Genomic DNA, 23,589 nt, shown 5'->3' with positions numbered 1-23,589 from the left:
GGTCGTCGCCCGGTGCGGGGCTCGGCCGAGGCCGTGGTCACAGCTCGTCCCCCCAGTCGTCCATGTCGTCCTCGAATTCGTCGATCTCGTCCTGGCTGAGTGCCACCAGGTCGAGGTCGGACGGCGTCCAGCCGCCGGCGCCGGGCTCCCGGGTGTGCCGCACCAGGGCCCGCAGGGCGGCGAACCAGCCGTCGGCCACGGCCTCGGCGTCGGCCTGCGCCAGGGCCTGGCCGGCCCAGGTCCAGCGGGCGTTCAGCCGCGGTCCGTCCGGGCCGTCCTCGGTCACCGCGTTGACGTCCAGGACGTGCGGCAGCGGCATCCCCGGGTCGGACCCGGCGGCCAGGGCGGCGGACTGCTCGGTCAGCGACCAGTCCTCGCCGGTGGGCGCGGGCAGCCGGCCCAGGTAGTTGAAGCCGAGCTGCGGCCGGGCGGCGCCGGACAGCTCCGCGGCGCCCGTTTCGTCCAGGTGCCGCAGCAGGCCCCAGCCGAGCCCGTGCCCGGGCACCATCCGCAGGTGTTCCTTGACCAGCTTGAGGCTGTGCCCGGCGGCCGGGCCGCCGGCCAGCGCCTCCGCGAGGTCCACCGGGCCGGGGTCGAGCCGCAGCGGGTAGGCGGTGGTGAACCAGCCGACCGTGCGGGACAGGTCCACGCCGGGGGCGAACTCCTCGCGCCCGTGGCCCTCCAGCTCCACCGGTACCGCGCCCTCCGGCTGTCCGGTGCGCCGCCGCCAGTCGGCGACGGCGAGCGCCAGGGCGGTCAGCAGCACGTCGTTCACCTCGGCGTGGAACGCCCCGGTGACCTCGGTGAGCAGCGCCGCCGTGGTGTCGCCGTCCAGGACGCGGTGCAGCGTCCGGGCGGTGGCCACGGTGTCCACCGCCGGGTCGGCGGCCCGGTGCCCGAGCGGGCCCTCGCCGCCGGCCGACTCGCCGCGCCACCAGTCGAGTTGGGCGCGCAGCTCGGGCGTGCCGGCGGTCCGCTCCAGCAGTGCGGACCAGTGCCGCAGCGAGGTGCCGACCGGCTGCAGCCGGACCGGCTCGCCCGCCCGGACGGCCCCGTGGGCGCGGGCCAGGTCGGGCAGCAGCACCCGCCAGGACACCCCGTCGACCACCAGGTGGTGCAGGGTGAGCAGCAGCTCGCCGCTCGCCGGGTGCCAGAGCGCCTGGACCATCACGCCCTCGGACGGCGCCAGCCGCCCGCGGTTCGCGACCGCCTCGGCGGGCCAGTCGGCGGCCGGTCCGTCGAGGACCCGCAGCAGCGCCCCGGCGTCCACCGTGCCGGGCTCGGTGACCAGCAGCGACCAGTCCGGCAGCAGCCGCATGCGCAGCCCGTCGTGGTGGTCGAGCAGCGCCTGGAGGGCCGCGGTCAGCGACTCCCGGGTGGCGTCGGCCGGGGTGCGGACCAGGACGGCCTGGTGGAAGCCGTCCACCGGCCCGCCGAGCTCGCGCAGCCAGTGCCCGATCGGGAGCTGGCCCAGCGGGCCGACGCCGTCCTCGGTGCCGACCGTGGCGACCGCCTCCCCGTCCTCGCCGTCGCGGGCCACCACGGCCAGCGCCGCCGGGGTCCGGTGGGTGAAGACGTCCTGCGCGGTGACCACCAGGCCGGCCGCGCGGGCCCGGCTGACCAGCTGGATGGAGACGATGCTGTCGCCGCCCAGGTCGAAGAACCCGTCGTCGGCGCCGACCCCGGGCAGTCCGAGCACCTCGGCGAAGACCGCGCAGAGCGCGGCCTCCCGGGCGTCGGCCGGGGCCCGGCCGGTGGAGGCGGCGGCGTAGTCGGGCGCGGGCAGCGCCCGGCGGTCCAGCTTGCCGTTGCCGGTCAGCGGCAGGGTCTCCAGCGGGACGAACGCGGAGGGCACCAGGTAGTCGGGCAGCTCCGCCGCGAGCGCGGCCCGCAGCTCGCCGACCGGCAGGCCGGCCGGGGTCACGTAGGCGACCAGCCGCTTGTCGCCGGGGCGGTCCTCGCGGACGACCGCGGCGGCCTGCTCGACGCCGGGCTGCGCGAGCAGCGCGGTCTCGATCTCGCCGAGCTCGATCCGGAAGCCGCGCAGCTTGACCTGCTCGTCGACGCGGCCGACGTAGTCCAGCTGGCCGTCGGCCGTCCAGCGCACCAGGTCCCCGGTGCGGTACATCCGGTCGTTGACAGTGCCGAAAGGGTCGGCGGTGAAGCGCTGGGCGGTGAGCTCCGGCCGGTGCAGGTAGCCCAGGGCGACCCCGGCGCCGGCCACGTACAGCTCGCCGATCACGCCCGGCGGGACGGGCCGCAGGGCCTCGTCCAGCACGTACACCCGGGCGCCGGCCAGCGGTCGGCCGATCGGCGGCTTGACCGCTCCGGCCAGCGGTTCGCTGACGGTGGCGCAGACCGTGGTCTCGGTCGGGCCGTACGCGTTGAGCATCCGCCGGCCCGCGGACCAGCGCTCGACCAGCTCGGGCGGGCACGCCTCGCCGGCCGTGATGAGGGTCAGCCCCTCGGGCATCGGCAGCCGGGCGGGCCAGGCGGCGAGCACCGTCGGCGGCAGGCAGACCACCTCGACGCCGGCCGTCGCGACCAGCTCGGCGAGCGGCTCGCCGGGCGCCCGGTCGGCCTCCGCGGCCAGCACCAGGACGGCGCCGTTCAGCAGTGCGGTGAGCAGCTCCCAGGCGGCGGCGTCGAAGCTGAACGAGGCGAACTGGAGCAGCCGGGTGCCCTCGCCGACGCCGAAGCGGTCGTGCTCGGCGGCCAGCGCGGCCGCCGCCCGGTGCGGCACCAGCACGCCCTTGGGGCGGCCGGTGGAGCCGGAGGTGTAGATCACGTACGCCGGGTGGTCCGGTCCGAGCGGGACGGTCCGGTCGGCGTCCGTCGGGTCGTGCGCCGGGGCGGCGGCGATCGCGGCGGCGGTCGCCGGGTCGTCCAGCAGCAGCACCGGCGCGGCCTGCTCAGATCCGGCCTGCTGCGCTCCGGCCTGCGGCTCCGGCAGCCGGGCGGCCACCGAGCCGTGGCTGAGCACCGCGAGCGGCGCGGAGTCGGTCAGCAGGTAGGCGATCCGCTCGCGCGGGTACGCCGGGTCGACCGGCAGGTAGGCCGCGCCCGTCTTGAGGACCGCGAGCACCGCGACGACCGCGTCGACCGTGCGCGGCAGCGCCAGGGCGACGATCCGTCCGGGGCCCGCGCCCAGGGCGATCAGGTGGTGGGCGAGCCGGTTGGCGCGCTCGTTGAGCTCGCCGTAGCCGACCTCGGCGCGCACGGCGCCGTCCTCGAACCAGTGCAGCGCGGGCCGCTCGGGTGCGCGGTGCGCCTGCTCCTGGAAGAGCGTCGGCAGCTGGACCGCGCCGACCGTGGTCGGGGTGGCGGCCCCGCTCCAGGTGCCGAGCAGCCGCTCGCGCTCCTCGGGCAGCAGGGCGTCCAGGCCGCTGAGCGGCCGGTCGGGGGCGCCGGTCAGCAGGCCGATCAGGTGGGTCAGGCGGTCCGCCAGGCCCTGCGCGGTCCGCTCGGTGAACAGGTCGGTGCTGTACTCCAGGGTGCCGGTGAGGCCCGCCGGCTCGCCCGCGGCGCCGTGCTGCTCGACGAGTTCGAAGGCCAGGTCGAACTTGGCCGTGCCGTTGCCGACCGGGCTGACCTCGGCGGTGATCCCGGGCAGTTCGGGGCGGGCCCCGGCGTTGTTCTGGAAGGCGAGCATCACCTGGAAGAGCGGCTGGCGGGCCAGCGAGCGGCCGGCGCCGAGCCGGTCGACCAGCTTCTCGAAGGGCACGTCCTGGTGCGCCAGGGCGGCCAGTACGGTCTCCCGGGCCCGGCCGACCAGCTCCCGGAAGGTCGGGTCGCCGGAGAGGTCGGTGCGCAGCACCAGGGTGTTGACGAAGAAGCCGATCAGGCCGTCCAGGGCGTCGTCGGTGCGCCCGGCGACCGGGGTGCCGAGCGGGATGTCGGTGCCGGCGCCGAGCTTGCCGAGCAGCACGGCCAGCGCGGCCTGCGCCACCATGAACGGGCTGGCGCCGGTGGACCGGGCCAGCGCGGCCAGGGCGCGGTGCGCCCCGGCGTCCAGCCGCAGCGGCACGGTGGCGCCCCGGTAGCTGGGCACGGCCGGCCGGGGGAAGTCGACCGGGAGGGCCAGCTCCTCCGGCAGATCGGCCAACTGGTCTGCCCAGTAGTCGAGCTGACGGTTCATCAGTGAGGCGGGGTCGTCCTGCTCGCCGAGCAGTCGGCGCTGCCAGAGGGTGTAGTCGGCGTACTGGACCGGCAGTTCGGCCCACTCCGGGGCGTGGCCGGCCAGCCGGGCGCGGTAGGCGCTCTGCAGGCCGTCGACCAGCGGGCGCACCGACCAGCCGTCGGCCGCGATGTGGTGCTGCACCAGCAGCAGCACGTGCTCCTCGACGCCGGTCTCGAACAGCACCGCGCGCAGCGGCGGTTCGGCGGCCAGGTCGAAGGGGGTGCCGGCCCGGGCGGCCAGTTCGGCCTCCAGTTCCTCGGCCGGGCGGCCGGTGAACGGCACCACGGGCAGCTCGGGGCCGGCCTCGTCGACCGGGAGCACCAGCTGGTGCGGGCGGCCGTCCTCGGCGGGGAAGACGGTGCGCAGGCTCTCGTGCCGGGCGACCACGTCGGCCAGCGCCTCGGCGAGCGCCGCCCGCTCCAGCGGGCCGGTCAGCCGGACCGCGTGGGAGAGGTGGTAGGTGGCGCCGGCCGCGTCCAACTGGGAGAGGAACCACAGCCGTTGCTGCCCGGGCGAGAGCGGGACCCGCTCCGGCCGCGGGCCGGCCGCGAGCTCCTCCCGGGCCGGCTCGGCGCCGTCCGGGTCGAGGGCCATGGCGAGGGCCAGGGCGAACGGGGTGGGCGCCTCGAACAGGGTGCGGATCGGCAGTTCGACGCCGAGCCGGGCGCGCAGCCCGGTGACCACCCGGCCGGCCAGCAGCGAGTGCCCGCCGAGCGCGAAGAAGTCATCGTCGGCGCCGACTTCGTCCAGCTCCAGCACCTCGGCGAACAGCGCGCACAGCAGCGCCTCGCGCTCGGTGGCCGGGGCCCGCCGCTCGCCGCGCAGCGCCCCGAAGTCCGGGACGGGCAGGGCCTTGCGGTCCACCTTGCCGTTGGGGGTCAGCGGCAGCGCCGCCAGCGGCACCAGCACGGCCGGGACCATGTAGTCGGGCAGCGTCCGGGTGAGTTCGGCGCGGACGGCGGCCGGGTCGGCGCCGCCGGTCAGGTGGGCGACCAGCCGGGTTCCGCCGGAGGGGTCGCGGGCGACGGTGACCACCGCGTCGGCGACGCCGGGGACGGCGCGCAGCGCGGCCTCGACCTCGCCGGGCTCGATCCGGTGGCCGCGGATCTTGACCTGGTGGTCGACCCGCTCCAGGAACTCCAGCTGCCCGTCCGTGCGGTGCACCACCCGGTCGCCGGTGCGGTACATCCGGGAGCCGGGCGCGGCCGCGTACGGGTCGGCCACGAAGGCCCCGGCGGTGCGCCGCGGGTCGTTGAGGTAGCCGCGGCCGACGCCGCGCCCGCCCACGTACAGTTCGCCGGGCTGGCCGGCGGGGACGGGCTGCAGCGAGTCGCCGAGGACGTAGAGCCGGGTGTCGCGGACCGGGCGGCCGATCGGGGCGCGCACCGAGTCCAGCTCCGCGGCGGAGCCGATCAGGGCGTGGGTGACGTCGTCCGAGCACTCGGTCGGGCCGAAGGCGTTGACCAGCGGGATGCCGGGGCAGAGCGTGAACCAGCGGCGGGCCAGGTCGGCGGGCATCGCCTCGCCGGTGACCACCAGCCGGCGCAGCAGCCCCAGTCCGGGCAGCGGCGCGCCGGCCTCCCAGGAGTCCAGGGCGGCGCGCAGCAGTGAGGGGACGACCTCCAGCACGGTGACGCCCTCGGCGTCGGCGAGCGCGAACAGCGCGCCCGGGTCGGCGGCGAGCTCGCGGGACACCACCCGCAGCCGACCGCCCGCGACCAGCGGGCTGAGCATCTGCCAGACCGAGATGTCGAAGGTGACCGGGGCGTTGTGCACCACGGTGTCGGCCTCGGACAGCTCCAGGTCGGCGTGCTTGGCGAGCAGGTGGTTGACCATGCCGTCGCGGTGCACCATGGCGCCCTTGGGGCGGCCGGTGGAGCCCGAGGTGTAGATCACGTAGGCCAGTTCGGCGGGTCCGCCGGCGGGCGCCAGCAGCTCCTCGTCCCGGGCCCCGTCGAGGGCGAGCACGGCGGGGCGCTGTGGCAGGGCGCCGAGCAGGGCGTCGGCGTAGGCCCGCTGGTCCTCGCCGTGCAGCAGGACGACGGCGCCCGCGGCCTCGACCAGCGCCGCGCCGCGGGCGGCCGGGGCCCGGACGTCGAGCGGCAGCCAGGCGGCGCCGGCACCGAGCACGCCGAGGACGGCGGTGACGAAGCCGGTGCCGGGGGCGGCCGCGATGGCGACCAGCCGGTCCGGTCCGGCGCCGGCGGCGAGCAGCCGGCGGGAGAGGGCGCTGGCCCGGGCGACCAGTTCGGCGTAGTCGAGCCGGCCGGCGTCGTCCTGGACGGCGACGGCGCCGGGGCGGGCCAGGGCGAGTTCGCGGATCCGGGGCAGCACGTCGGTGAAGGCCTCGGGCTGCTGCCCGTAGCTGTTCCACTCGATCAGGACGCGCTCGCGCTCGGCGGCGGGCAGGGCGGTGATCCGGCCGACCGGCAGCTCGGTGGAGACGGTGGCGAACTCGTCCAGGTAGCCGAGCAGGGCGTCGCGGAAGAGGTCGAGGCGCTCCTGCGGGTAGCGGTCGGCGTCGCCGTCGACGCGCAGCTCGCAGCCGTCCTCGTCGTTGTCCAGGAAGAGGATCTGGAGGTCCGGGACGGGGCCGGTGGACAGGTTGCGGACCACGGCGCGGCAGCCGCCGAGGGCGAACTCGCCGCCGGTCTGCAGCACGTTGACGGTGGGGCCGAAGGTGCGGCCGGCGTCGCCGGTCAGTCCGAGCCGGCGGCGGATCGCGTCGTGCCGGTGGCGCTGGTGGCGCAGCGTGCCGCGCAGAGCGGCGGCGACCTGGGTGAGCAGGCCGTCGCGGCCGAGCGCGGGGTGGGCGGAGACCGGCAGCGGCAGGAAGTTGGCGCGCATGCCGGGCACGGACTGGGCGAGCGGGGTGGTCCGGGCGGCGACCGGGAGGGTGAGCACGACCCGGTCGGTGCCGCAGAGCTGGGCGAGGCAGCCGGCGGTGGCGCCGATCAGCAGGGTCTGCCAGGTGACCCGCTCGGCCCAGGCGGCGTCCTGCAGCCTGGTGACGGTGCCGGCCGGGATCAGGCCGGTGCTGCGCAGGGTGCTGCGGGCGGGCGCGCCGAGGTGGCCGGAGAGCACGGTGGGCTCGATGCCGTCGGCCAACTGCTCGGCCCAGTAGGCGCGGTCGCGCTCGTGGGCGGGGGAGGCGAGGTAGTCGCGCTCCTCGGCGAGGAGTTCGGCGAGGGTCGGGTCGGCGGCGGGTTCGGCGCCGGGCAGGTCGTACTCGGCGGCGAGCCGGCGGTAGACCAGGGCGCGGCTGAAGCCGTCCACCAGGATGTGGTTGGCCCGGACGTACAGCCAGGCCAGTTCCGGGCCGAGCAGGACGAGGGTGGCGGCGAGGGCGTCGGGGCCGAGGGAGGACGGACGGTGCCGCTCGGTCTCCAGAAACGTTTCAGCAGCGGCGAGCGGGTCCGGCTCGCCGGTCAGGTCGAGGACCGGCAGGGGCCGCGCACGGGGCGGTTCGACGATCTGCACCGGCAGGCCGTCCCGCTCGGTGAAGCGCACCCGCAGGCACTCGGTGCGGTTCAGCACGCGCTGCCAGGCGGCCCGCAGCCGCGCGTGGTCCAGCGGGCCGGTCAGCTCCAGGCGGTCCGCCATGGTGAACACCGGATTGCCCGGGTCGAGTTGCTGGGCGAACCACATCTCGCGCTGGGCGTCGGACAGCGGCAGTTCTTCGGGACGCTCTTCTTCCGGCCGCTCGTCTTCCAGCGGCTCTTCTTCAAGATGTGGCGCGGTGTGACGCATCGTCATCTTACCCCCGTGGCAATGGCGTTGTGCGGCGCCTGGCGGTCGAGCGCATCCAGTGCGTCGACGCCGTAGATGTCGCGCACCCACGCGCTCTGGTAAATGGTGTCGAGGTAGCGGTCGCCCAGGTCGGGCGAGACGGCGACGGCGACCACGTCCTCGTCGGGGCGGTGCCGCGCCAGCCAGGCCGCCGCCCCGCTGACCACCGTCCCGGTGGAGCCGCCGAACAGGAAGCCGCCGCGGGCCAGTCGGTGACAGGTGCGGACGGTGTCCAGCTCGGGCACGTGCAGCACGTCGTCGACGAAGCTCTCGTCCAGCAGGGCCGGCCGGACGCCGGCGCCCAGTCCGGGGATCATCCGCGGGCCGGGCTCGCCGCCGAAGGTGACCGAGCCGATGCTGTCCACCGCGACGATCCGGGTGGCCGGCCGGTGCTCCTTGAAGTAGCGGGCGCAGCCCATCAGCGTGCCGGTGGTCCCGGCGCCGACGAACAGCACGTCCAGGTCCGGGAATTGGCGGTGGATCGACGGCGCGGTGGTGCGGTAGTGGGCGCGCCAGTTGTCCGGGTTGGCGTGCTGGTTGAGCCAGACGTAGCGCGGCGAGGAGGCGCACAGCTCGCGGACGAAGTCCAGTCGGGCACCGAGGAAGCCGGTTTCCGGCGAGGGCTCGGTGATCATGTGGACCTTGCCGCCGAGGGTTTCGATGAGCTGGCGGGTGGACAGATTGGTACGTGGGTCGACGACGCAGATGAACTGGTAACCGCGGACGGACGCGATCATGCTCAGCGCCATCCCGAGGTTGCCCGAGGAGGACTCGACCAGGATGGAGTCCCGGTTCAGCCGCCCGTCCCGCTCGGCCGCGTCGACCATGCTGAGGGCCGCTTTGAGCTTGACGGAGCCGGCGAAGTTGAAGCCTTCGCACTTCAGGTACAGCGGGTAGTCGAACATCGTCCGCAGGTCGACGAAGAGCTCGTCCTCGTTGAACTCCTGCGGCGTTCTGATGATGGGCATCGCCCGTCCCCCTTCGGAGTCGAGAGAGTGACGGGACGTCAGTCCCAGATGATGTCGTCGCCGTGCACCGAGCCGGCGGTCAGGCTGGTCGGGGCGGCCTTGCCGGCCGGGCCGTCCCAGATGATGTCGTCGCCGTGCACGGCACCGGCGGTCACGCGGGCCGGGGCGGTCTTGCCGGCCGGGCCGTCCCAGATGATGTCGTCGCCGTGCACGGCACCGGCCGTCGCAGCGGCCGGGGCGGCCGTCGCGGTGGCGGCGCCGGCGACCGGCGCGGTGAGGGCGGCACCGGCGACCAGCAGGCCGAGGACGGCGGCGGTGCGGGCGGCGACAATGGTGATGCGGCTCATGGTGAAACCCCCGGGTGGCAATGGGGCCGCGGGCCGTGAAATCGGCGGCGGCGAGACAGGTCAAACGGATGAGTGCTGTGCCTGGTTCAATTCCCGCGGTGAATAACCGCGCGGGACCGGCTCTCGAATCCTCCGGAAGGGGGTTCGGGCCCCCTTCGGCATGACCAAGTCTGTCTCGCACACACGTTCCGTGCCACCGTTCTCCATGTCAGGGTCCTGCCCTGGCAGCACCCTGCACAGCGCCCGTACCGCGGGTCACTCCTCCAACAACGGCAGCCGGTCGTCGCTGAATTCGGCCGCCAGTCGCCATCCGCGCAGTTCAGGCGCATCCCGCAGGCAACGGCTGGTGATCCGGTGCGCGGCGGAATCCTGCTCTCCGGATTTCGGCGGTCCGAGAAAGAAGACCAGATCGGCACCGAGGGGGTCGATCTCGACGTAAACGTGCTCCAGTCCGTCGGCCGGCTCGGCGGCTTTCCGGAGCAATTCGACGAGTTTGTCGGGCGTGACCTGTTCCGGCCCGACCATACCCCTGACCAGACGCCCGACAGTGATATACATGTCAAATCCTCTCGTGGGTGGACCCGCTCGAAGCCCGCAGGAAAGGGCCTGCCCGAAACGGCGGGTGGCCGTGGGCGGGGTGTCGTAGCATGCCCCCGAGATCCGGCAATGACGTGGCGTCATCAGGTTCGTAATATCGGGGGGGCAGGCGGTGCTGTCAGTGTTAGGACTGGATCCCGACGCCGAGGCCGTGTACCGGGCGGTGCTGATGCGTCCGGAACTCGGCATCGGGGGTGTGGCGCAGGACCTCGAGTGGCCCGAACAACGCGTCCGGGACGCCCTGGACGGACTGGCCCGGCTCACCCTGATCAGGCACTCCGAGCTGGAACCCGGGCACCTCCTCCTGGTGAACCCCGAGGTGAGCCTGGCCATGCTGATCGGCCGGCAGGAGGCCGAACTCGCCGAGCGGCAGCGCCAGATAGCGCAGAGCCGGCTCGAGGCGGCCAAGCTGGTCGCCCAGTACGCGGAGCACCGCAAGGGTGAACGCGGCCTGGGCGTCGAACAGTTGGAGGGGGTCGACCAGATCCGGCTCCGGCTGGAGGAGCTCTCGCACTCCTGCACCGCCGAGATCATGGGCTTCGCGACCGGTGGCGGGCAGTCGCCGGCCGCTCGAAGAGCCGGCCAGGTCGCCGACCAGGAGGTCTTCGACCGGGGCGTGCAGATGCGCAGCATCTACCTGGAGAGCGCCGCCAACGACGGCGGCACCATCGCCCACCTGGAGTGGCTCACCGAGCGGGGCGCCCGGGTGCGGACAACCCCGTCGCTCCCGATGCGCCTGGTGATCTTCGACCGCAAGGTGGCGGTCGTCCCGACCGATCCGGACGACACCAGCGTGGGGGCCCTGGTGCTGTCCGGTCCCGGACTGGTCTCCGCGCTCTGCGCGCTGTTCGAGTACGTCTGGGAGAACGCCACCCCGTACGGGAAGTCCCCGGCCAAGGGGGCCGAGGGCCTCAACCCGCAGGCGATGGCGGTGCTCAGCCTGCTCGCGCAGGGCCACACCGACGAGGTGGTGGCCCGCAAGCTCGGCGTCTCGGTGCGCACCTCGCGCCGGATCACCGCGGAACTGATGGCCTGGCTCGGCGGCCGGAGCCGCTTCCAGGCCGGGGTGATCGCCGGCGAGCGCGGTCTGCTGCAGGGCGGCGGTCCGGTGCGCGAGGGCGACTGAGCGCGGTCCGCGACCCGCGCGCCGACGCGGACGGCCGGTCCGGGCGGGACAGTTGGCGTCCCGCCCGGACCGGCCCGCCGGGTGGAGCGTCAACGGGTCACCGCGGTGCGGTAGACCCGCAGGTTGACCGGGACCAGCACCGCGAGCAGGGCCGCCACCACGATCGCCGCGAGCAGCACCGGGTGGCGCTCCGGCAGGCTGCCGCCGACCACCGCCGGGGCGTTGCCCCACAGCTCCCGGCAGGCCGCGGCCAGCAGGCTGACCGGGTTCCACTCGGCCACCGCGCGCAGCCAGGCGGGCAGCCCGGACAGCGGCATGAACGAGTTGGACAGGAAGGACAGCACGACCAGGAACAGCGCCGAGACGCCGTTGATCGCCTCGGCGTTGCGCATCAGCATGCCGACCAGCGCGCCCAGCCAGAGCATCGCGTAGGCGAAGGCCAGCACCAGGACGAAGCCCAGCGCCGCCGAGCCGACGTCCGTGTGGATCCGCCAGCCGACGCCGAGGCCGGCCAGCGAGACCGCGAAGGTGGCGGCCGCGGCGGTCAGCAGGTCGGCCGCGGTGTGGCTGACCAGGACGGCCGAGCGGCCCATCGGCAGCGAGCGGAAGCGGTCGATCAGGCCGGTGCGCAGGTCGGTGGCCACGCCCAGCGCGGCCACGCCGACGCAGGTCAGGCCGACCTGGGCGAACACCCCGGCCATCACGTAGTCGTGGTACTCGCCGGAGCCGGCCACGGTCACCACGCTGGCGAACAGGTAGCCGAGCACGACCACCATGGTCACCGGGGTCAGGGTGATCGCGATGATCTTCTCCGGGGTGCGCCGCAGGTGCCGCAGGTGGCGGCCGATCAGCGCGGCGGTGTCTCCGAGGGCCGTGCCGAGGCCGGCCGGGGCGCCGATGTCGCTCACTGCTGGTCTCCCGTCCGTCCGGCGGCGACCGCCACCGGTTCCCGTTCGTCGTCCTTCTCGTCGTGCGTACTCAGCTCGTCGCGCTGGGCGCCCCGCGCGATCGGCAGCGCGCCCTCCTCGGGCGCCCGGCCGACCTGGGTGCCGCGCCCGGTCAGGTGGAAGAACACGTCGTCCAGCGACGGACGGCGCAGCGCGAAGTCCGTCACCGGCACGCCGGCCCGCTCCAGGGCGACCGCGGCGGCGGCGATCGTGCCGATGCCGTCGGCCAGTTGGACGGTGATCCGGCGCCCGGTGCGGTCCACCTCGGGCTTGGCGGCGGCCACCGGGGTGAGCACGGCCAGGGCCTGCGGCAGGGCCGCCTCGGTGCCGACGCCCACCTCCAGCCACTCCTCGCCGACCTTGCGCTTGAGCTCGTCCGGGGTGCCCTCGGCGATCACCGTGCCGGTGTCGATGACCAGGATCCGGTCGGCCAGGAAGTCGGCCTCCTCCAGGTACTGGGTGGTGAGCAGCACGGTCACCCCCTGGGCGACCTGCTCGCGCACCATCTCCCAGAGCACCAGCCGGCTCGCCGGGTCGAGCCCGGTGGTCGGCTCGTCCAGGAACAGCACCTCGGGCCGGCCGATCAGCGCGGCGGCCAGGTCCAGCCGGCGGCGCATGCCGCCGGAGTAGGTCTGGGCCGGCTTCTCGGCGGCGTGCTCCAGCTCGAACCGGGCGAGCAGCCCGGCCGCCCGCTCCCGGGCGCCCTTGCGCCCCAAGTGCAGGAGCCGGCCGAGGAGTTCGAGGTTCTCGCGGCCGGTGAGCAGCCCGTCCACGGCGGCGTACTGACCGGCCAGGCCGATCCGGCGGCGCACCTGGCGCTGCTGGCGCACGACGTCGAAGCCGGCCACCTCGGCCCGGCCCTGGTCCGGTTCCAGCAGGGTCGCCAGCAGCCGGACGGTGGTGGTCTTGCCGGCGCCGTTGGGGCCGAGCAGGCCGAGCACGGTGCCGGCGGCCACCTCCAGGTCGACGCCTCTCAGCGCGTGGTGGTCGCCGTATCTCTTGCCGAGTCCGGTCGCCCTAATGGCGGTGTCCATCATTCATTCCCCCTTCCACGGAGGTCTGTGGATCGTTCGGAAAGAAGACGCCGGAGCGCATTGCCGGCGCGGAATCACGGAATTCACGGGAATCGTTCGGCGGTCGGCCCGGTCGGGCGGTGAGGTGCTCGACGGCCGGTCGGGCGGTGAGGTTCTCGACGACCGGTCGGCCGCGTCCGTCGGCCGGCCGACTCTTCCCGAATCATTGGCCCGGCGTCACTCGAATGTGGCCCGCTCGAATGGTTGTCCCTCAACGGGAACCGACCGTAGCACCGGGGAAACGGGCCCGGTAAGGGGCTCCGGCCCGGCTCCCCTGGCAGTAGCTTGCCACCGCAGCATGCTGCAACTCCCAGGGGCTCCACAGCCGTTCGCGAGGGCCTACGGTCATGGGTATTCCGCCGGTCCCCCTCATGCCGGTGAGGACACATCCAACCCGTTCTGTCGCCACCGCGGCTTGATCATTGCCGCCGATCGCAGGAGAGGTAATGGCACGTCAAAGCAATTTCGCGGCCCGGCTGGGCGAGTGGAGTGCCCAGCACCGCAAGACCGCCGTCTTCGGCTGGATCATCCTGGTCGTCCTGGTCACCGTGCTCGGTGGCATGGTCGGGCAGAAGAGCCTGACCCAGGCCGACTACGGGACCGGGGAGTCCGGCAAGGCCGCCCAGGTCCTCAAGGACGCCGGGATCAACGACCCGGTCAACGAGCTGATCCTGGTCCACAGCGACGCGCTGACCGCGGACTCCGCGGAGTTCCGCGGCGCCGTCCAGGCCACCGCGGACGCGGTGAACAAGACCGGTCTCGCGGAGAACCTGCGCGACCCCTACACCACCCAGGCCTTCTCGGCCGACAAGCACTCGGCGCTGATCATGTTCGCCGTCACCGGCGACCCGGACACCGCGGCCGACCGGATCGACCCGGTGATCACCGCCGTCCACGACACCGCCAAGGCCCACCCCCAGGTGACGCTCGGCGAGTTCGGCGGCGCGACCGCCCTCAAGGGCATCAACGACAGCCTCGGCGACGACTTCGCACGCGCCGAACTGACCGCGCTGCCGGTCGCGTTGGGCATCCTGCTGGTGGTCTTCGGCGCCTTCGTGGCGGCCGTGCTGCCGGTCGCCCTGGCGGTCACCGCCTGCATCGGCGCGCTCGGGCTGCTCGCGCTGAGCAGCCAGGCGGTGCCGGTGGACGGCATGACCAACTCGGTGATGTTCCTGATGGGCCTCGCCGTCGGCGTCGACTACTGCCTGTTCTACCTGCGCCGCGAGCGCGAGGAGCGGGCGGCCGGGCGGGACAAGGCGACCGCGCTGCGGATCGCCGCCCACACCTCGGGCCACTCGGTGATGGTCTCCGGCCTCACCGTGATGGTCGCGATGGCCGGCATGTTCCTCTCCGGACTGACGGTCTTCGAGGGCTTCGCGATGGCCACCATCGAGGTCGTCGCGGTCGCGGTGGTCGGCTCGATGACCGTGCTGCCGGCCCTGATGTCGATGCTCGGCGACAAGGTCGCGGCCGGCCGGATCCCGTGGATCAGCAAGCGCCGCCAGGCCGCCGCGGCCGGCCCGAAGCCCGCCAACGCGCTGCTGCGCGGGGTGCTGGCCCGTCCGGGGATCTTCGCCGCGCTGGCCGCCGCCGTGCTGCTGGCGCTGGCGCTGCCGGCGCTCGGCATGAAGACCGAGAAGCTCGGCATGGACAAGCTGCTGCCCTCGGACAACCCGCTGATCCCGGTCTCGCAGCAGATCGACCGCGAGTTCCCCGGTTCGCCCTCGCCCGCCACCGTGGTGGTCAAGGCCGACACCATCGACTCGCCGCAGGTCGCCAAGAGCATCGAGGACTTCAAGCAGGCCGCGCTGGCGTCCGGAAAGACCGGCAACCAGATCGACGTGCGGTACTGGAAGGACAAGAACATCGCCGAGATCAGCGTTCCGCTGGCGGGCAACGGCACCGACGCCACCTCCAAGGCGGCCCTGTCGGCGCTGCGCGGGCAGATCGTCCCGCAGACCCTCAAGACCGTCCCGGGCACCACCGCGCTGGTCGCCGGTGACCTCGCCTTCTCGGTCGACTACAACGACCAGCTGGACCGAAGCATCGTCCCGGTGTTCGCCTTCGTCATGGGCGTCACCTTCCTGCTGATGCTCTTCTCCTTCCGCTCGCTGACCATCTCGATCACCTCGATCCTGCTCAACCTGCTCTCGGTGGCGGCCGCGTACGGCGTGATGACCGCGGTGTTCCAGCACGGCTGGGGCGCCTCGATCGTCGGCACCAAGGCGCCGGGGGCGATCGAGTCCTGGATGCCGCTGTTCGTCTTCGTGGTCCTGTTCGGCCTGTCGATGGACTACCACGTGTTCGTGGTCTCCCGGATCCGCGAGGCGTACCTGTCGGGCAAGTCCAGCCGGGAGGCGGTCGGCCTGGGCATCCGCAACACCGCCGGGGTGGTCACCAGCGCCGGTCTGATCATGGTCGCGGTGTTCGCGGTCTTCGGCACCCTGGGCATGCAGGACTTCAAGCAGCTCGGCATCGGCCTGGCGGTCGCGGTCCTGCTGGACGCCACCCTGGTCCGCGCGGTGCTGCTGCCCGCGGTGATGGCCCTGCTCGGCGACGCCAACTGGTACCTGCCGCGCTGGCTGGGCGGCCGCCGCACCACCCGGGCCGCCCACGCCGCCGGGGCCGCCCCGGTCGCCGGCGACCGCGAGCCGGCCGGCACCGCCTACGTCGGCTGACCCGGCCCCGCCCGCCCGTCCCGCATCGTCCGATCCCCGCCCGCCCAGGGCGGACCCGACTGGAGCCACCACCGTGTTCGAGTTCAGAGTCATCGACGGCACCACCGCCCGCGAGGTCATCGCGGGAGCCCGCCCGCGGATCGTCCAGGAGGTCCGGGAGACCTACCTGACCCACGGCGCTGGCGAGTCCGTGAACCCCGACAGCTACTTCCTGCGGTTCCCGGCCAAGCCGGACGCCCGGATCATCGCCCTGCCGGCCTACCTCGGCGGCGGCGTCGGACTGGCCGGGATCAAGTGGATCAGCAGCTTCCCGGCCAACATCGAGCGGGGTTTCCCGCGCGCCTCGGCCGCCCTGCTGCTGAACGACTACGAGACCGGCTACCCCTTCGCCGTCCTGGAGGCCTCGCAGATCAGCGCGGCCCGCACCGCGGCCTCCGCCGTGCTCGCCGCCGAGGTGCTCAGCGGCGGCCGCACGGCGGGGCGGCTCGCGGTGGTCGGCGCCGGCATCATCGCCCGCAACATCCTGGAGTTCTTCGGCGCCCAGCAGTGGGAGATCGACGAGCTGGTGGTGCACGACCGCAAGGCCGAGTACGCCGGGGCGCTGGCCGACCACGCCGACGCCCAACTGGGCTACCCGGCACGGGTGGTGGAGGACCTGGGCGAGGCGCTCAAGGGCGCCGACGTGGTGGTGCTGGCCACCACCGCGGGCGAGCCGTACATCCTCGACCCGGAGACCTTCGCCCCCGGCCAGCTGGTGCTCAACATCTCGCTGCGCGACCTCGCCCCGGAGATCATCGGCGGCGCGTACAACGTGCTCGACGACGTGGAGCACTGCATGAAGGCCAACACCTCGCCGCACCTGGCCGAACAGCTCTACGGCAACCGGGAGTTCGTCACCGGCACGCTCGCCCAGGTGATCGAGGGCGAGGTCGCGGTCGGCACCGACCGTCCGGTGGTCTTCTCGCCCTTCGGCCTCGGCGTGCTCGACCTGGCGGTCGGCGCGCTGGTGCACGACGAGGCGGTGGCGGCCGGCAAGGCGACCGAGATCCCCGGCTTCTTCGCGGAGACCAGCCGCTGGTAGTGCCCGCCGCGGGCCCGCCCCACCGGGCCCGCCGCCCCCGGGCCCGCCCCCCACGCCGGGCCCGTCACCACCGACGAGGGCCCCGACCGCTCACCGCGGTCGGGGCCCTCGTGGTGGGTGCGCCGGTTCAGCCCACGGCGGCGCCGAAGCGCGCCGTCCAGGCCGCCAGGTCCTCGTCGGTGATCTTCGCGAACAGCACCGGCGGCACGGTGAACGGCGTCCCGGCCGGGACGAGGTCCAGTGCCCGCGCCTGGTCCGCGGTGATCCAGCCACCGGTCTCCCCGTCCAGGGCGAAGGCCCCGCGCATCGCCGCCGCCGCGGTCGGGATGAACGGCTCGGACACCACCGCGTACAGCCGGATCAGGTTCATCGCCGTCCGCAGGGTCAGCGCCGCCGCCTCCGGGTCGGTCTTCACCTGCAGCCAGGGCGCCTTCTCGTCCAGGTACGCGTTCCCGGCGCTCCACAGCGCGCGCAGCGCCTGCGCCGCCTTGCGGAAGTTGAGCGCCTCCAGCTGGGTCTCGTACTCGGCCAGCAGGCCGGCGATCTGCTCGCCGAGCCGCTCCTCGGCCGCCCCGGCCCCGGCACCGGCCGGGACGTCGTCGCCGAAGCGCTTGCGGCTGAACGAGAGCACCCGGTTCACGAAGTTGCCGAGGGTGTCGGCGAGGTCCTTGTTGACCACCGAGGCGAAGAGGTCCCAGGTGAAGCTGGAGTCGTCCGACTCGGGGGCGTGCGCCATCAGGAAGTAGCGCCAGTAGTCGGCCGGCAGCAGCTCCAGCGCGACGTCGGTGAAGATGCCGCGCTGCTGGCTGGTGGAGAACTTCCCGCCGTAGTAGGTCAGCCAGTTGAAGGCCTTGACGTAGTCGACCTTCTTCCACGGGCGGCGCGAGCCGAGGATCGTCGCCGGGAACATCACGGTGTGGAAGGGGACGTTGTCCTTGGCCATGAACTCGGTGTAGCGGACGGTGTCGTCGGCCTCGTACCACCAGGACTTCCAGTCCCGCCGCTCCCCGGCCGGGGCGGCGTCCGCCCACTCCTTGGTGGCGCCGATGTACTCGATCGGGGCGTCGAACCAGACGTAGAACACCTTGCCCTCGGCGGCCAGTTCGGGCCACACGTCGGCCGGCACCGGGACGCCCCACTCCAGGTCACGGGTGATCGAACGGTCCTGGAGGCCCTCGGTCAGCCACTTGCGGGCGATCGAGGAGGCCAGCACCGGCCAGTCGTCGCCGTGGGCGGCGATCCACCGCTCGACCTCCTCGGTCAGCTTCGACTGGAGCAGGAACAGGTGCCTGGTCTCCCGGACTTCGAGGTCGGAGCTGCCGCTGATCGCCGAGCGCGGCTCCAGCAGGTCGGTCGGGTCCAGCACCCGGGTGCAGTTCTCGCACTGGTCGCCGCGCGCCTTGTCGTAGCCGCAGTGCGGGCAGGTGCCGACGATGTAGCGGTCCGGCAGGAAGCGCCCGTCGGCGTTGGAGTACACCTGGCGGATCGAGCGCTCCTCGATGAAGCCGTTGCGCTGCAGCTCGCGGGCGATCTCCTGGGTGATCTCGCGGTTCTGCGGCGAGGAGCTGCGGCCGAAGTGGTCGAAGGACAGCCCGAAGCCGTCGTAGACCGCCTTCTGGGCGTCGTGCGCCCGGGCGCAGAACTCGGCGACCGGCAGCCCGGCCTCCTGCGCGGCCAGTTCGGCGGGCGTGCCGTGCTCGTCGGTGCCGCAGATGAACAGCACCTCGTGGCCGGTCCGGCGCAGGTAGCGGGAGTAGACGTCCGCCGGGAGCATCGACCCGACCATGTTGCCCAGGTGCTTGATCCCGTTGATGTACGGAAGGGCGCTGGTGATCAGGTGCCGAGCCATCCTCGGATGCTCCGATTTCTCCCGCACGCGCACCCCACCCGGAGTGCGGTGCCAGGCGCAGGGGTCCACTGTGGGCTGCCAAGCCTACCGCCGGGCGTCCCGCCACCCGGTCCGTGGCGGGGGCGCGGCCGCTTCACGGACGGGTGAAGTCGGCGTACCGGTCGAACTCCCCGGCCTTCACCCCGCGGACGAAGGCGGCCCACTTGCGCGGCGTCGTCCGCACGACCACATCGGGCAGGTCCGACTCGCGGATCTCCACCAGCCCGCCCATCGCTCTGACCTCGACGCAGTCGGTGCTCTCACCGCTGGCCGACGCCTTGCGCCACACGTTCATGCGAAGTCTTTCAGTAAGGCCCGGATGAAGTCCCGGGACTCGACCGTCCCGAGCGCGATCGCCGCGGTCCTCTCCTTGATCCGCCGGTAGGAGGCCAATTCCGCTTCGGAGTGCACGAACTTCGGCCCGTGTTCGAGGTCGATCTGGACGGTGTCGAGATCCGGGACGGGCCCGCGGGCGAGATACAGGCTCTCCCCGCCCGCGGTGTAGGTGGGGACGCTGAACGGGATCACCCGGATCTCCAGGCCCGGCCGCTCGGAGTTCTCCAGCAGGTTCGCCAACTGCGCGCGCAGCACCTCCGGTCCGCCGAACTGCATCCGCAGCGCGGATTCGTGCAGGATCGCGCTGTACGGCTTCGGGCGGTCGACGAAGATCTGCTGGCGGCGAATCCGGAATGCCTTCCGCACCCCCGCCTCCTGCCGGTGCTGCGGGGGCAGCCGCTCGAACACCGCGGCCGCGTAGTCCGGGGTCTGCAGCAGTCCGGGGATGAAGGTGCTGTTCAGGATGGAGAGCGAGTCGGCGTGGTGCTCCATCTCCGCGATGTCGACCATCCCGTTGGGCACCTGCCCCCGGTAGCCGTCCCACCAGTACTTCCGGCGGTCCTGCGTCATCGCCAACAGCGCGTCCAGGTACGGGCCCTCGGGGCAGCCGCAGGTGCGTGCCCAGGTCCGGAGCCGCTCGGCGCTGATGCCCGACTTCCCGTTCTCCATCTGGGAGATCTTGGGCAGGTCGGTGCCGATGGTGGCGGCCAGGCTCTTGGGCGTCACGCCCACGCGTTCGCGCATCTTGCGCAACTCGATCCCCAGGCGCTGTTGGCGCACGGTCGGCGACAAGCGGGGTGGCATGACTCTCTTCTCCGGATCGCGGCTACGGTCGATGCTTCCGGTGAAGTGTGCCGTGCACACCGGGCCCTAGCTAGCGAATTGGGGGATACCCCACGATGGAGTGAACGTCCAGTCCCTCAGTAGCAACTCTGGCACCCTGACTCTATGGTCATCCGTGTCACTCGCTGACTTGTTGTCCCCTAAACAGTCGCCAAGTCGCCTATCGGCCCTGCCAATCAGCAGTAAATACACACCAGATGCACGGTCAGGGCGTTCGGCATCACCGACCGGAGACAGCCGTGCCCCTTCCTCCCCCTCCCCGCCCCCCACAACCGCACCCGCACCGCCCCCACCTTCCCCGGCGCATTTCCGCAACCCGGTGAATGCGCTTCTGGTCGCCGGATTGTCCGCCCTCCTCCTCGCCGTGCTATTCGTCGGCTGGCTGGTCTGGCTGGTCAACATGCAACCCCGGGAACTCCGGCCGAGAAAACGCGAGTTCGTCCCCCGCCATTCCGGCCCCGCCGACCCCGAATAAACCGCCCGCCGGGGCCGGCGCCGGCCGTCAGCCCCGCGAAAGGCGGTCCGTCAGGCGGGACTTGGCGGGCGGCCACTCGTCGGCGAGCATCGAGAAGTAGGCGCTGTCGCGCCAGGTGCCGGTGGGGCGCAGGCGGTGGCGGCGCAGGACGCCCTCGAACTGGGCGCCGAGGCGCTGGATGGCGTTGCGGGAGCGCTCGTTGAGGGCGTCGGTCTTCCAGAAGACCCGGCCCATGCCGAGCTCCTCGAAGGCGTGGGTGAGCAGCAGCAGCTTGGCCTCGGTGTTCACGGCGGTCCGCCAGACCGAGCGGGCGTACAGGGTGCCGCCGATCTCGACGGACTCGTCCTTGGCGCTGAAGTCGTGGAAGCCGGTGATGCCGACGGCGGTGCCGCCGGCGAGCTCGACGGCGGCGAAGTAGACCGACTCGCCCGCGGCGGCCTCGGCGATGCGTGCGTCCACGATCTCGCCGAGTTCCTCCTCCGTGGCGGGCGGGAGACTCATGGTCCAGCGCCAGACCTCGGGGTCGGAGCCGACGGTGGCCCAGAGGTCGGCGAGGTGGCGGCGCTCCAGCGGCTCCAGACGGATGTGGCGGCCGGTGAGGGTGACGGGTGCGGGCAGCTTCGCGGTCATGCCCCCGAACGTAGCGCGGCTCTGCACTAGACGCAATGGAGTTATGTGTTAGTGCAAAAGTGGGAGGGCAAGCGAAAGGCCCTGCGGGACGCGAACGTCCCGCAGGGCCCTCGAAGGCGGTCGGCCGGTGACCGGGCCGCCCTCGGGCTGCCCTCAGACAGCGATCAGGCGGCGATCAGGCTCAGATGAACGAGTTGATCTGGATCGTCTCGTCCCGGCCCGGGCCGACGCCGATGGCGGAGATCGGCGCGCCGGACATCTCCTCCAGCGCCTTCACGTAGGCCTGGGCGTTCTTCGGCAGCTCGGCGAAGGTCTTCGCCTTGCTGATGTCCTCGGTCCAGCCCGGCAGCGTCTCGTAGATCGGCTTGGCGTGGTGGAAGTCCGACTGGTTGTAGGGGAGTTCCTCGACCCGACGGCCGTCGATCTCGTACGCGACGCAGACCGGGATCTGCTCCCAGCCGGTCAGCACGTCGAGCTTGGTGAGGAAGAAGTCGGTGAGGCCGTTGACCCGGGTCGCGTAGCGCGCGATGACGGCGTCGAACCAGCCGCAGCGGCGGTCGCGGCCGGTGGTGACACCGCGCTCGCCGCCGATCCGGCGCAGCGCCTCGCCGTCCTCGTCGAGCAGCTCGGTCGGGAACGGGCCGGAGCCGACGCGGGTGGTGTAGGCCTTGAGGATGCCGATGACCCGGTCGATCTTGGTGGGGCCGATGCCGGCGCCGGTGCAGGCGCCGCCCGCTGTCGGGTTCGACGAGGTCACGAAGGGGTACGTGCCGTGGTCGACGTCGAGCAGGGTGCCCTGGCCGCCCTCCAGCAGGACGACCTTGTTCGCCTTGAGGGCCTCGTCCAGGACGAGGGTGGTGTCGGCGAGGAAGGGCCTGATCTTCTCCGCGTAGCCCAGGTACTCCTCGACCACCAGGTCGGCCGGGATGGCGCGGCGGTTGTAGAGCTTGACCAGGATCTGGTTCTTGTCGTGCAGCGCCGCCTCGATCTTCTGGCGCAGGATCGACTCGTCGAACAGGTCCTGGACGCGGATGCCGACGCGGTTGATCTTGTCCGCGTAGGTCGGGCCGATGCCGCGGCCGGTGGTGCCGATCCGGCGCTTGCCGAGGAAGCGCTCGGTGACCTTGTCGATGGTGCGGTGGTACGGCGTGATCAGGTGGGCGTTGCCCGAGATCAGCAGCTTGGAGGTGTCGATGCCGCGGTCGTTCAGGCCGGCCAGCTCGGAGAGCAGCACGCCCGGGTCGATGACGACGCCGTTGCCGATGACCGGCGTCACGTTCGGGCTGAGGATGCCGGAGGGGAGCAGGTGCAGGGCGTACTTCTGGTCGCCGATGACCACCGTGTGACCGGCGTTGTTGCCGCCCTGGTAGCGGACGACGTAGTCGACGGAGCCGCCGAGGAGGTCGGTGGCCTTCCCCTTGCCCTCGTCCCCCCACTGAGCGCCAACGAGCACGAGTGCCGGCACAGGCGTACACCCCTTCCGGTTGGGGCATCCTGCGTAGGCCGCAGTCTGCCCCGAGATAGACGAAGCCCCTGGCGCAATGGCGCAAGGGGCTCTTGCACCGAGAGATTACCTGAGGAAGGACCGGTCGTGTCGTCCCTGTCCACGCCTGGAACCGGCGGTCCCGAGCCCCTTCTGCTGCTGCTCGACCCGGTGGCCCGGCAGACCGACGGGGAGTCGGTGCGGATCGCGAAGGACGTGCTGTGCGGGGGTGCGGACGTCAAGGTGGCCTATCCGGAGAACCCGACCGAGCTCGATCGGATGCTTTCGCACCGGGGTCGGCGGCGACCGGTGGTGATCGGTTCCGACCTCGCGCTGCAGCGGGTGCTGCAGGCCCTGCACCGCCAGCGTGAGCTGGGCGCGGATCCGGTGGGCATGGTTCCGGTCGGCCGGGCGGAGGAGCTGGCGACGGCCCGTGCGCTGGGCGTGCCGGGGGAGCCGGTGCGGGCCGCGCGGGCGGTGCTCTCGGGGGCGCCGCGCACCTTCGACCTGCTGGTGGACGACGGTGGTGGGGTGGCGCTCGGCGGGGTGCGGATCACCGGCGGCGGTGCGCGCCGCCCGGGGGGCCGTCCGGGTGGATGGCGTTCGCTATGGGCGAAACTGGCTGCGGCCGAGCAGGCGAACGCACTCACCTCCGACGCGGTCGACCACAGCCCCCGGGTCCGGGTGGAGGCGGACGGCCGGCTGCTGGCCGACGTGCACCGCCCGGTCCGGCTGGTGGAGCTGACCCTCACCGGCGCCGGGGGCTCCGGCGAAGACGGCGCGGGGGTGCTGGAGGTGGTGGTCCGCGCGTCCGGCGCGCTGGTGCGGGCGCGGGCGGCCAGCGTCTCGGTGGTCGGGCGCGGCTTCGGCTACGAGGCGGACGGCCACCCGGTCGGTCCGGTCCGCGCCCGGACCTGGACGGTGCACCCGGACGCCTGGGGTCTGCTGCTGCCCGCCGCGTGACCTCCGGGTGAACGTCGGGTGAGCAGGCTCACGTTCCGGGCCGCCCGGCGACCACCGTTCCGTACGCGGAAAGCCCCAACGGGCGCGAACCGCAAGGCCAACCGCCGTCCGCCGGAATTCCCCCACCCGAATTCCCCGCCCCGTAAGGGGTTTTGTCTACGCGCGTTACTCCGCGATCGCCGGTC

16 protein-coding genes are annotated in these 23,589 nt (G+C 72.9%); 5 read left to right on the top strand and 11 right to left on the bottom strand.

What is annotated here, in order from left to right; translation table 11 throughout:
- Positions 1–37 precede the first annotated feature (37 nt).
- The 4 genes from ACFVXG_RS09315 to ACFVXG_RS09300 form a co-directional block, all read right to left on the bottom strand.
- The gene (locus ACFVXG_RS09315) at positions 38–7,936 is read right to left on the bottom strand and encodes an amino acid adenylation domain-containing protein (protein ID WP_387925824.1); all 7,899 of its coding nucleotides are present in this window, start codon (positions 7,934–7,936) and stop codon (positions 38–40) included.
- Positions 7,933–8,937 (bottom strand): 2,3-diaminopropionate biosynthesis protein SbnA, encoded by a 1,005-nt coding sequence (gene sbnA, locus ACFVXG_RS09310; protein WP_387925822.1) that lies wholly within the window; start codon positions 8,935–8,937, stop codon positions 7,933–7,935. Before sbnA ends, ACFVXG_RS09315 begins: the two co-directional genes overlap by 4 nt.
- Positions 8,938–8,975: 38 nt before the next feature.
- The gene (locus tag ACFVXG_RS09305) at positions 8,976–9,284 is read right to left on the bottom strand and encodes a hypothetical protein (RefSeq protein WP_387925820.1); all 309 of its coding nucleotides are present in this window, start codon (positions 9,282–9,284) and stop codon (positions 8,976–8,978) included.
- A gap of 255 nt (positions 9,285–9,539) precedes the next feature.
- Positions 9,540–9,842 (bottom strand): hypothetical protein, encoded by a 303-nt coding sequence (locus tag ACFVXG_RS09300; protein WP_387925818.1) that lies wholly within the window; start codon positions 9,840–9,842, stop codon positions 9,540–9,542.
- A gap of 160 nt (positions 9,843–10,002) precedes the next feature.
- Between ACFVXG_RS09300 and ACFVXG_RS09295 the strand changes: the two genes are divergently transcribed.
- Positions 10,003–11,007 (top strand): LuxR family transcriptional regulator, encoded by a 1,005-nt coding sequence (locus ACFVXG_RS09295; protein ID WP_387925817.1) that lies wholly within the window; start codon positions 10,003–10,005, stop codon positions 11,005–11,007.
- Between the two features lie 89 nt (positions 11,008–11,096).
- On the opposite strand, the gene ACFVXG_RS09290 is transcribed toward ACFVXG_RS09295, so the two are convergent.
- Positions 11,097–11,915 carry an ABC transporter permease gene (locus ACFVXG_RS09290; RefSeq protein ID WP_387925815.1) on the bottom strand — a complete coding sequence of 273 codons (819 nt, stop codon included), beginning with the start codon at positions 11,913–11,915 and terminating at the stop codon, positions 11,097–11,099.
- Positions 11,912–12,988, bottom strand: a complete 1,077-nt coding sequence (locus tag ACFVXG_RS09285) for an ATP-binding cassette domain-containing protein (protein ID WP_387926485.1) — start codon at positions 12,986–12,988, stop codon at positions 11,912–11,914. The genes ACFVXG_RS09290 and ACFVXG_RS09285 overlap by 4 nt, the downstream gene beginning before the upstream one ends.
- Positions 12,989–13,473: 485 nt before the next feature.
- Between ACFVXG_RS09285 and ACFVXG_RS09280 the strand changes: the two genes are divergently transcribed.
- The gene (locus ACFVXG_RS09280) at positions 13,474–15,705 is read left to right on the top strand and encodes an MMPL family transporter (protein ID WP_387925813.1); all 2,232 of its coding nucleotides are present in this window, start codon (positions 13,474–13,476) and stop codon (positions 15,703–15,705) included.
- A 73-nt stretch (positions 15,706–15,778) separates the two neighbouring features.
- Entirely contained in the window at positions 15,779–16,786 is a 1,008-nt protein-coding gene (gene sbnB / locus ACFVXG_RS09275; RefSeq protein WP_387925811.1) for a 2,3-diaminopropionate biosynthesis protein SbnB, read from the top strand.
- A 127-nt stretch (positions 16,787–16,913) separates the two neighbouring features.
- On the opposite strand, the gene metG is transcribed toward sbnB, so the two are convergent.
- From metG to ACFVXG_RS09260, 3 genes are all read right to left on the bottom strand, one after another.
- Positions 16,914–18,635, bottom strand: a complete 1,722-nt coding sequence (gene metG / locus ACFVXG_RS09270) for a methionine--tRNA ligase (RefSeq protein ID WP_387925809.1) — start codon at positions 18,633–18,635, stop codon at positions 16,914–16,916.
- 133 nt (positions 18,636–18,768) lie between these two features.
- Positions 18,769–18,969 carry a DUF397 domain-containing protein gene (locus ACFVXG_RS09265; protein WP_387925808.1) on the bottom strand — a complete coding sequence of 67 codons (201 nt, stop codon included), beginning with the start codon at positions 18,967–18,969 and terminating at the stop codon, positions 18,769–18,771.
- The gene (locus tag ACFVXG_RS09260) at positions 18,966–19,814 is read right to left on the bottom strand and encodes a helix-turn-helix domain-containing protein (protein WP_387925806.1); all 849 of its coding nucleotides are present in this window, start codon (positions 19,812–19,814) and stop codon (positions 18,966–18,968) included. The genes ACFVXG_RS09265 and ACFVXG_RS09260 overlap by 4 nt, the downstream gene beginning before the upstream one ends.
- Positions 19,815–20,196: 382 nt before the next feature.
- Between ACFVXG_RS09260 and ACFVXG_RS09255 the strand changes: the two genes are divergently transcribed.
- Entirely contained in the window at positions 20,197–20,328 is a 132-nt protein-coding gene (locus tag ACFVXG_RS09255; protein ID WP_387925805.1) for a hypothetical protein, read from the top strand.
- Positions 20,329–20,355: 27 nt separating this feature from the next.
- Here ACFVXG_RS09255 and ACFVXG_RS09250 read toward each other — a convergent pair whose 3' ends face one another.
- Both ACFVXG_RS09250 and ACFVXG_RS09245 read right to left on the bottom strand, forming a co-directional pair.
- Positions 20,356–20,958 (bottom strand): GNAT family N-acetyltransferase, encoded by a 603-nt coding sequence (locus ACFVXG_RS09250; RefSeq protein ID WP_387925803.1) that lies wholly within the window; start codon positions 20,956–20,958, stop codon positions 20,356–20,358.
- A 181-nt stretch (positions 20,959–21,139) separates the two neighbouring features.
- Positions 21,140–22,423 carry an adenylosuccinate synthase gene (locus ACFVXG_RS09245; RefSeq protein ID WP_387925801.1) on the bottom strand — a complete coding sequence of 428 codons (1,284 nt, stop codon included), beginning with the start codon at positions 22,421–22,423 and terminating at the stop codon, positions 21,140–21,142.
- A 126-nt stretch (positions 22,424–22,549) separates the two neighbouring features.
- On the opposite strand from ACFVXG_RS09245, the gene ACFVXG_RS09240 reads away from it, so the two are divergent.
- On the top strand, positions 22,550–23,404 hold the full coding sequence (locus ACFVXG_RS09240) for a diacylglycerol kinase (protein WP_387925799.1): 855 nt from the start codon (positions 22,550–22,552) through the stop codon (positions 23,402–23,404).
- Positions 23,405–23,589 lie beyond the last annotated feature (185 nt).

The sequence above is a fragment of the Kitasatospora sp. NPDC058162 genome (genome assembly GCF_042884005.1).
Classification (GTDB): domain Bacteria; phylum Actinomycetota; class Actinomycetes; order Streptomycetales; family Streptomycetaceae; genus Kitasatospora.
The sequence above is the reverse complement of the archived record's forward strand: the minus strand, read 5'-3'. Positions and strand labels throughout refer to the sequence as shown.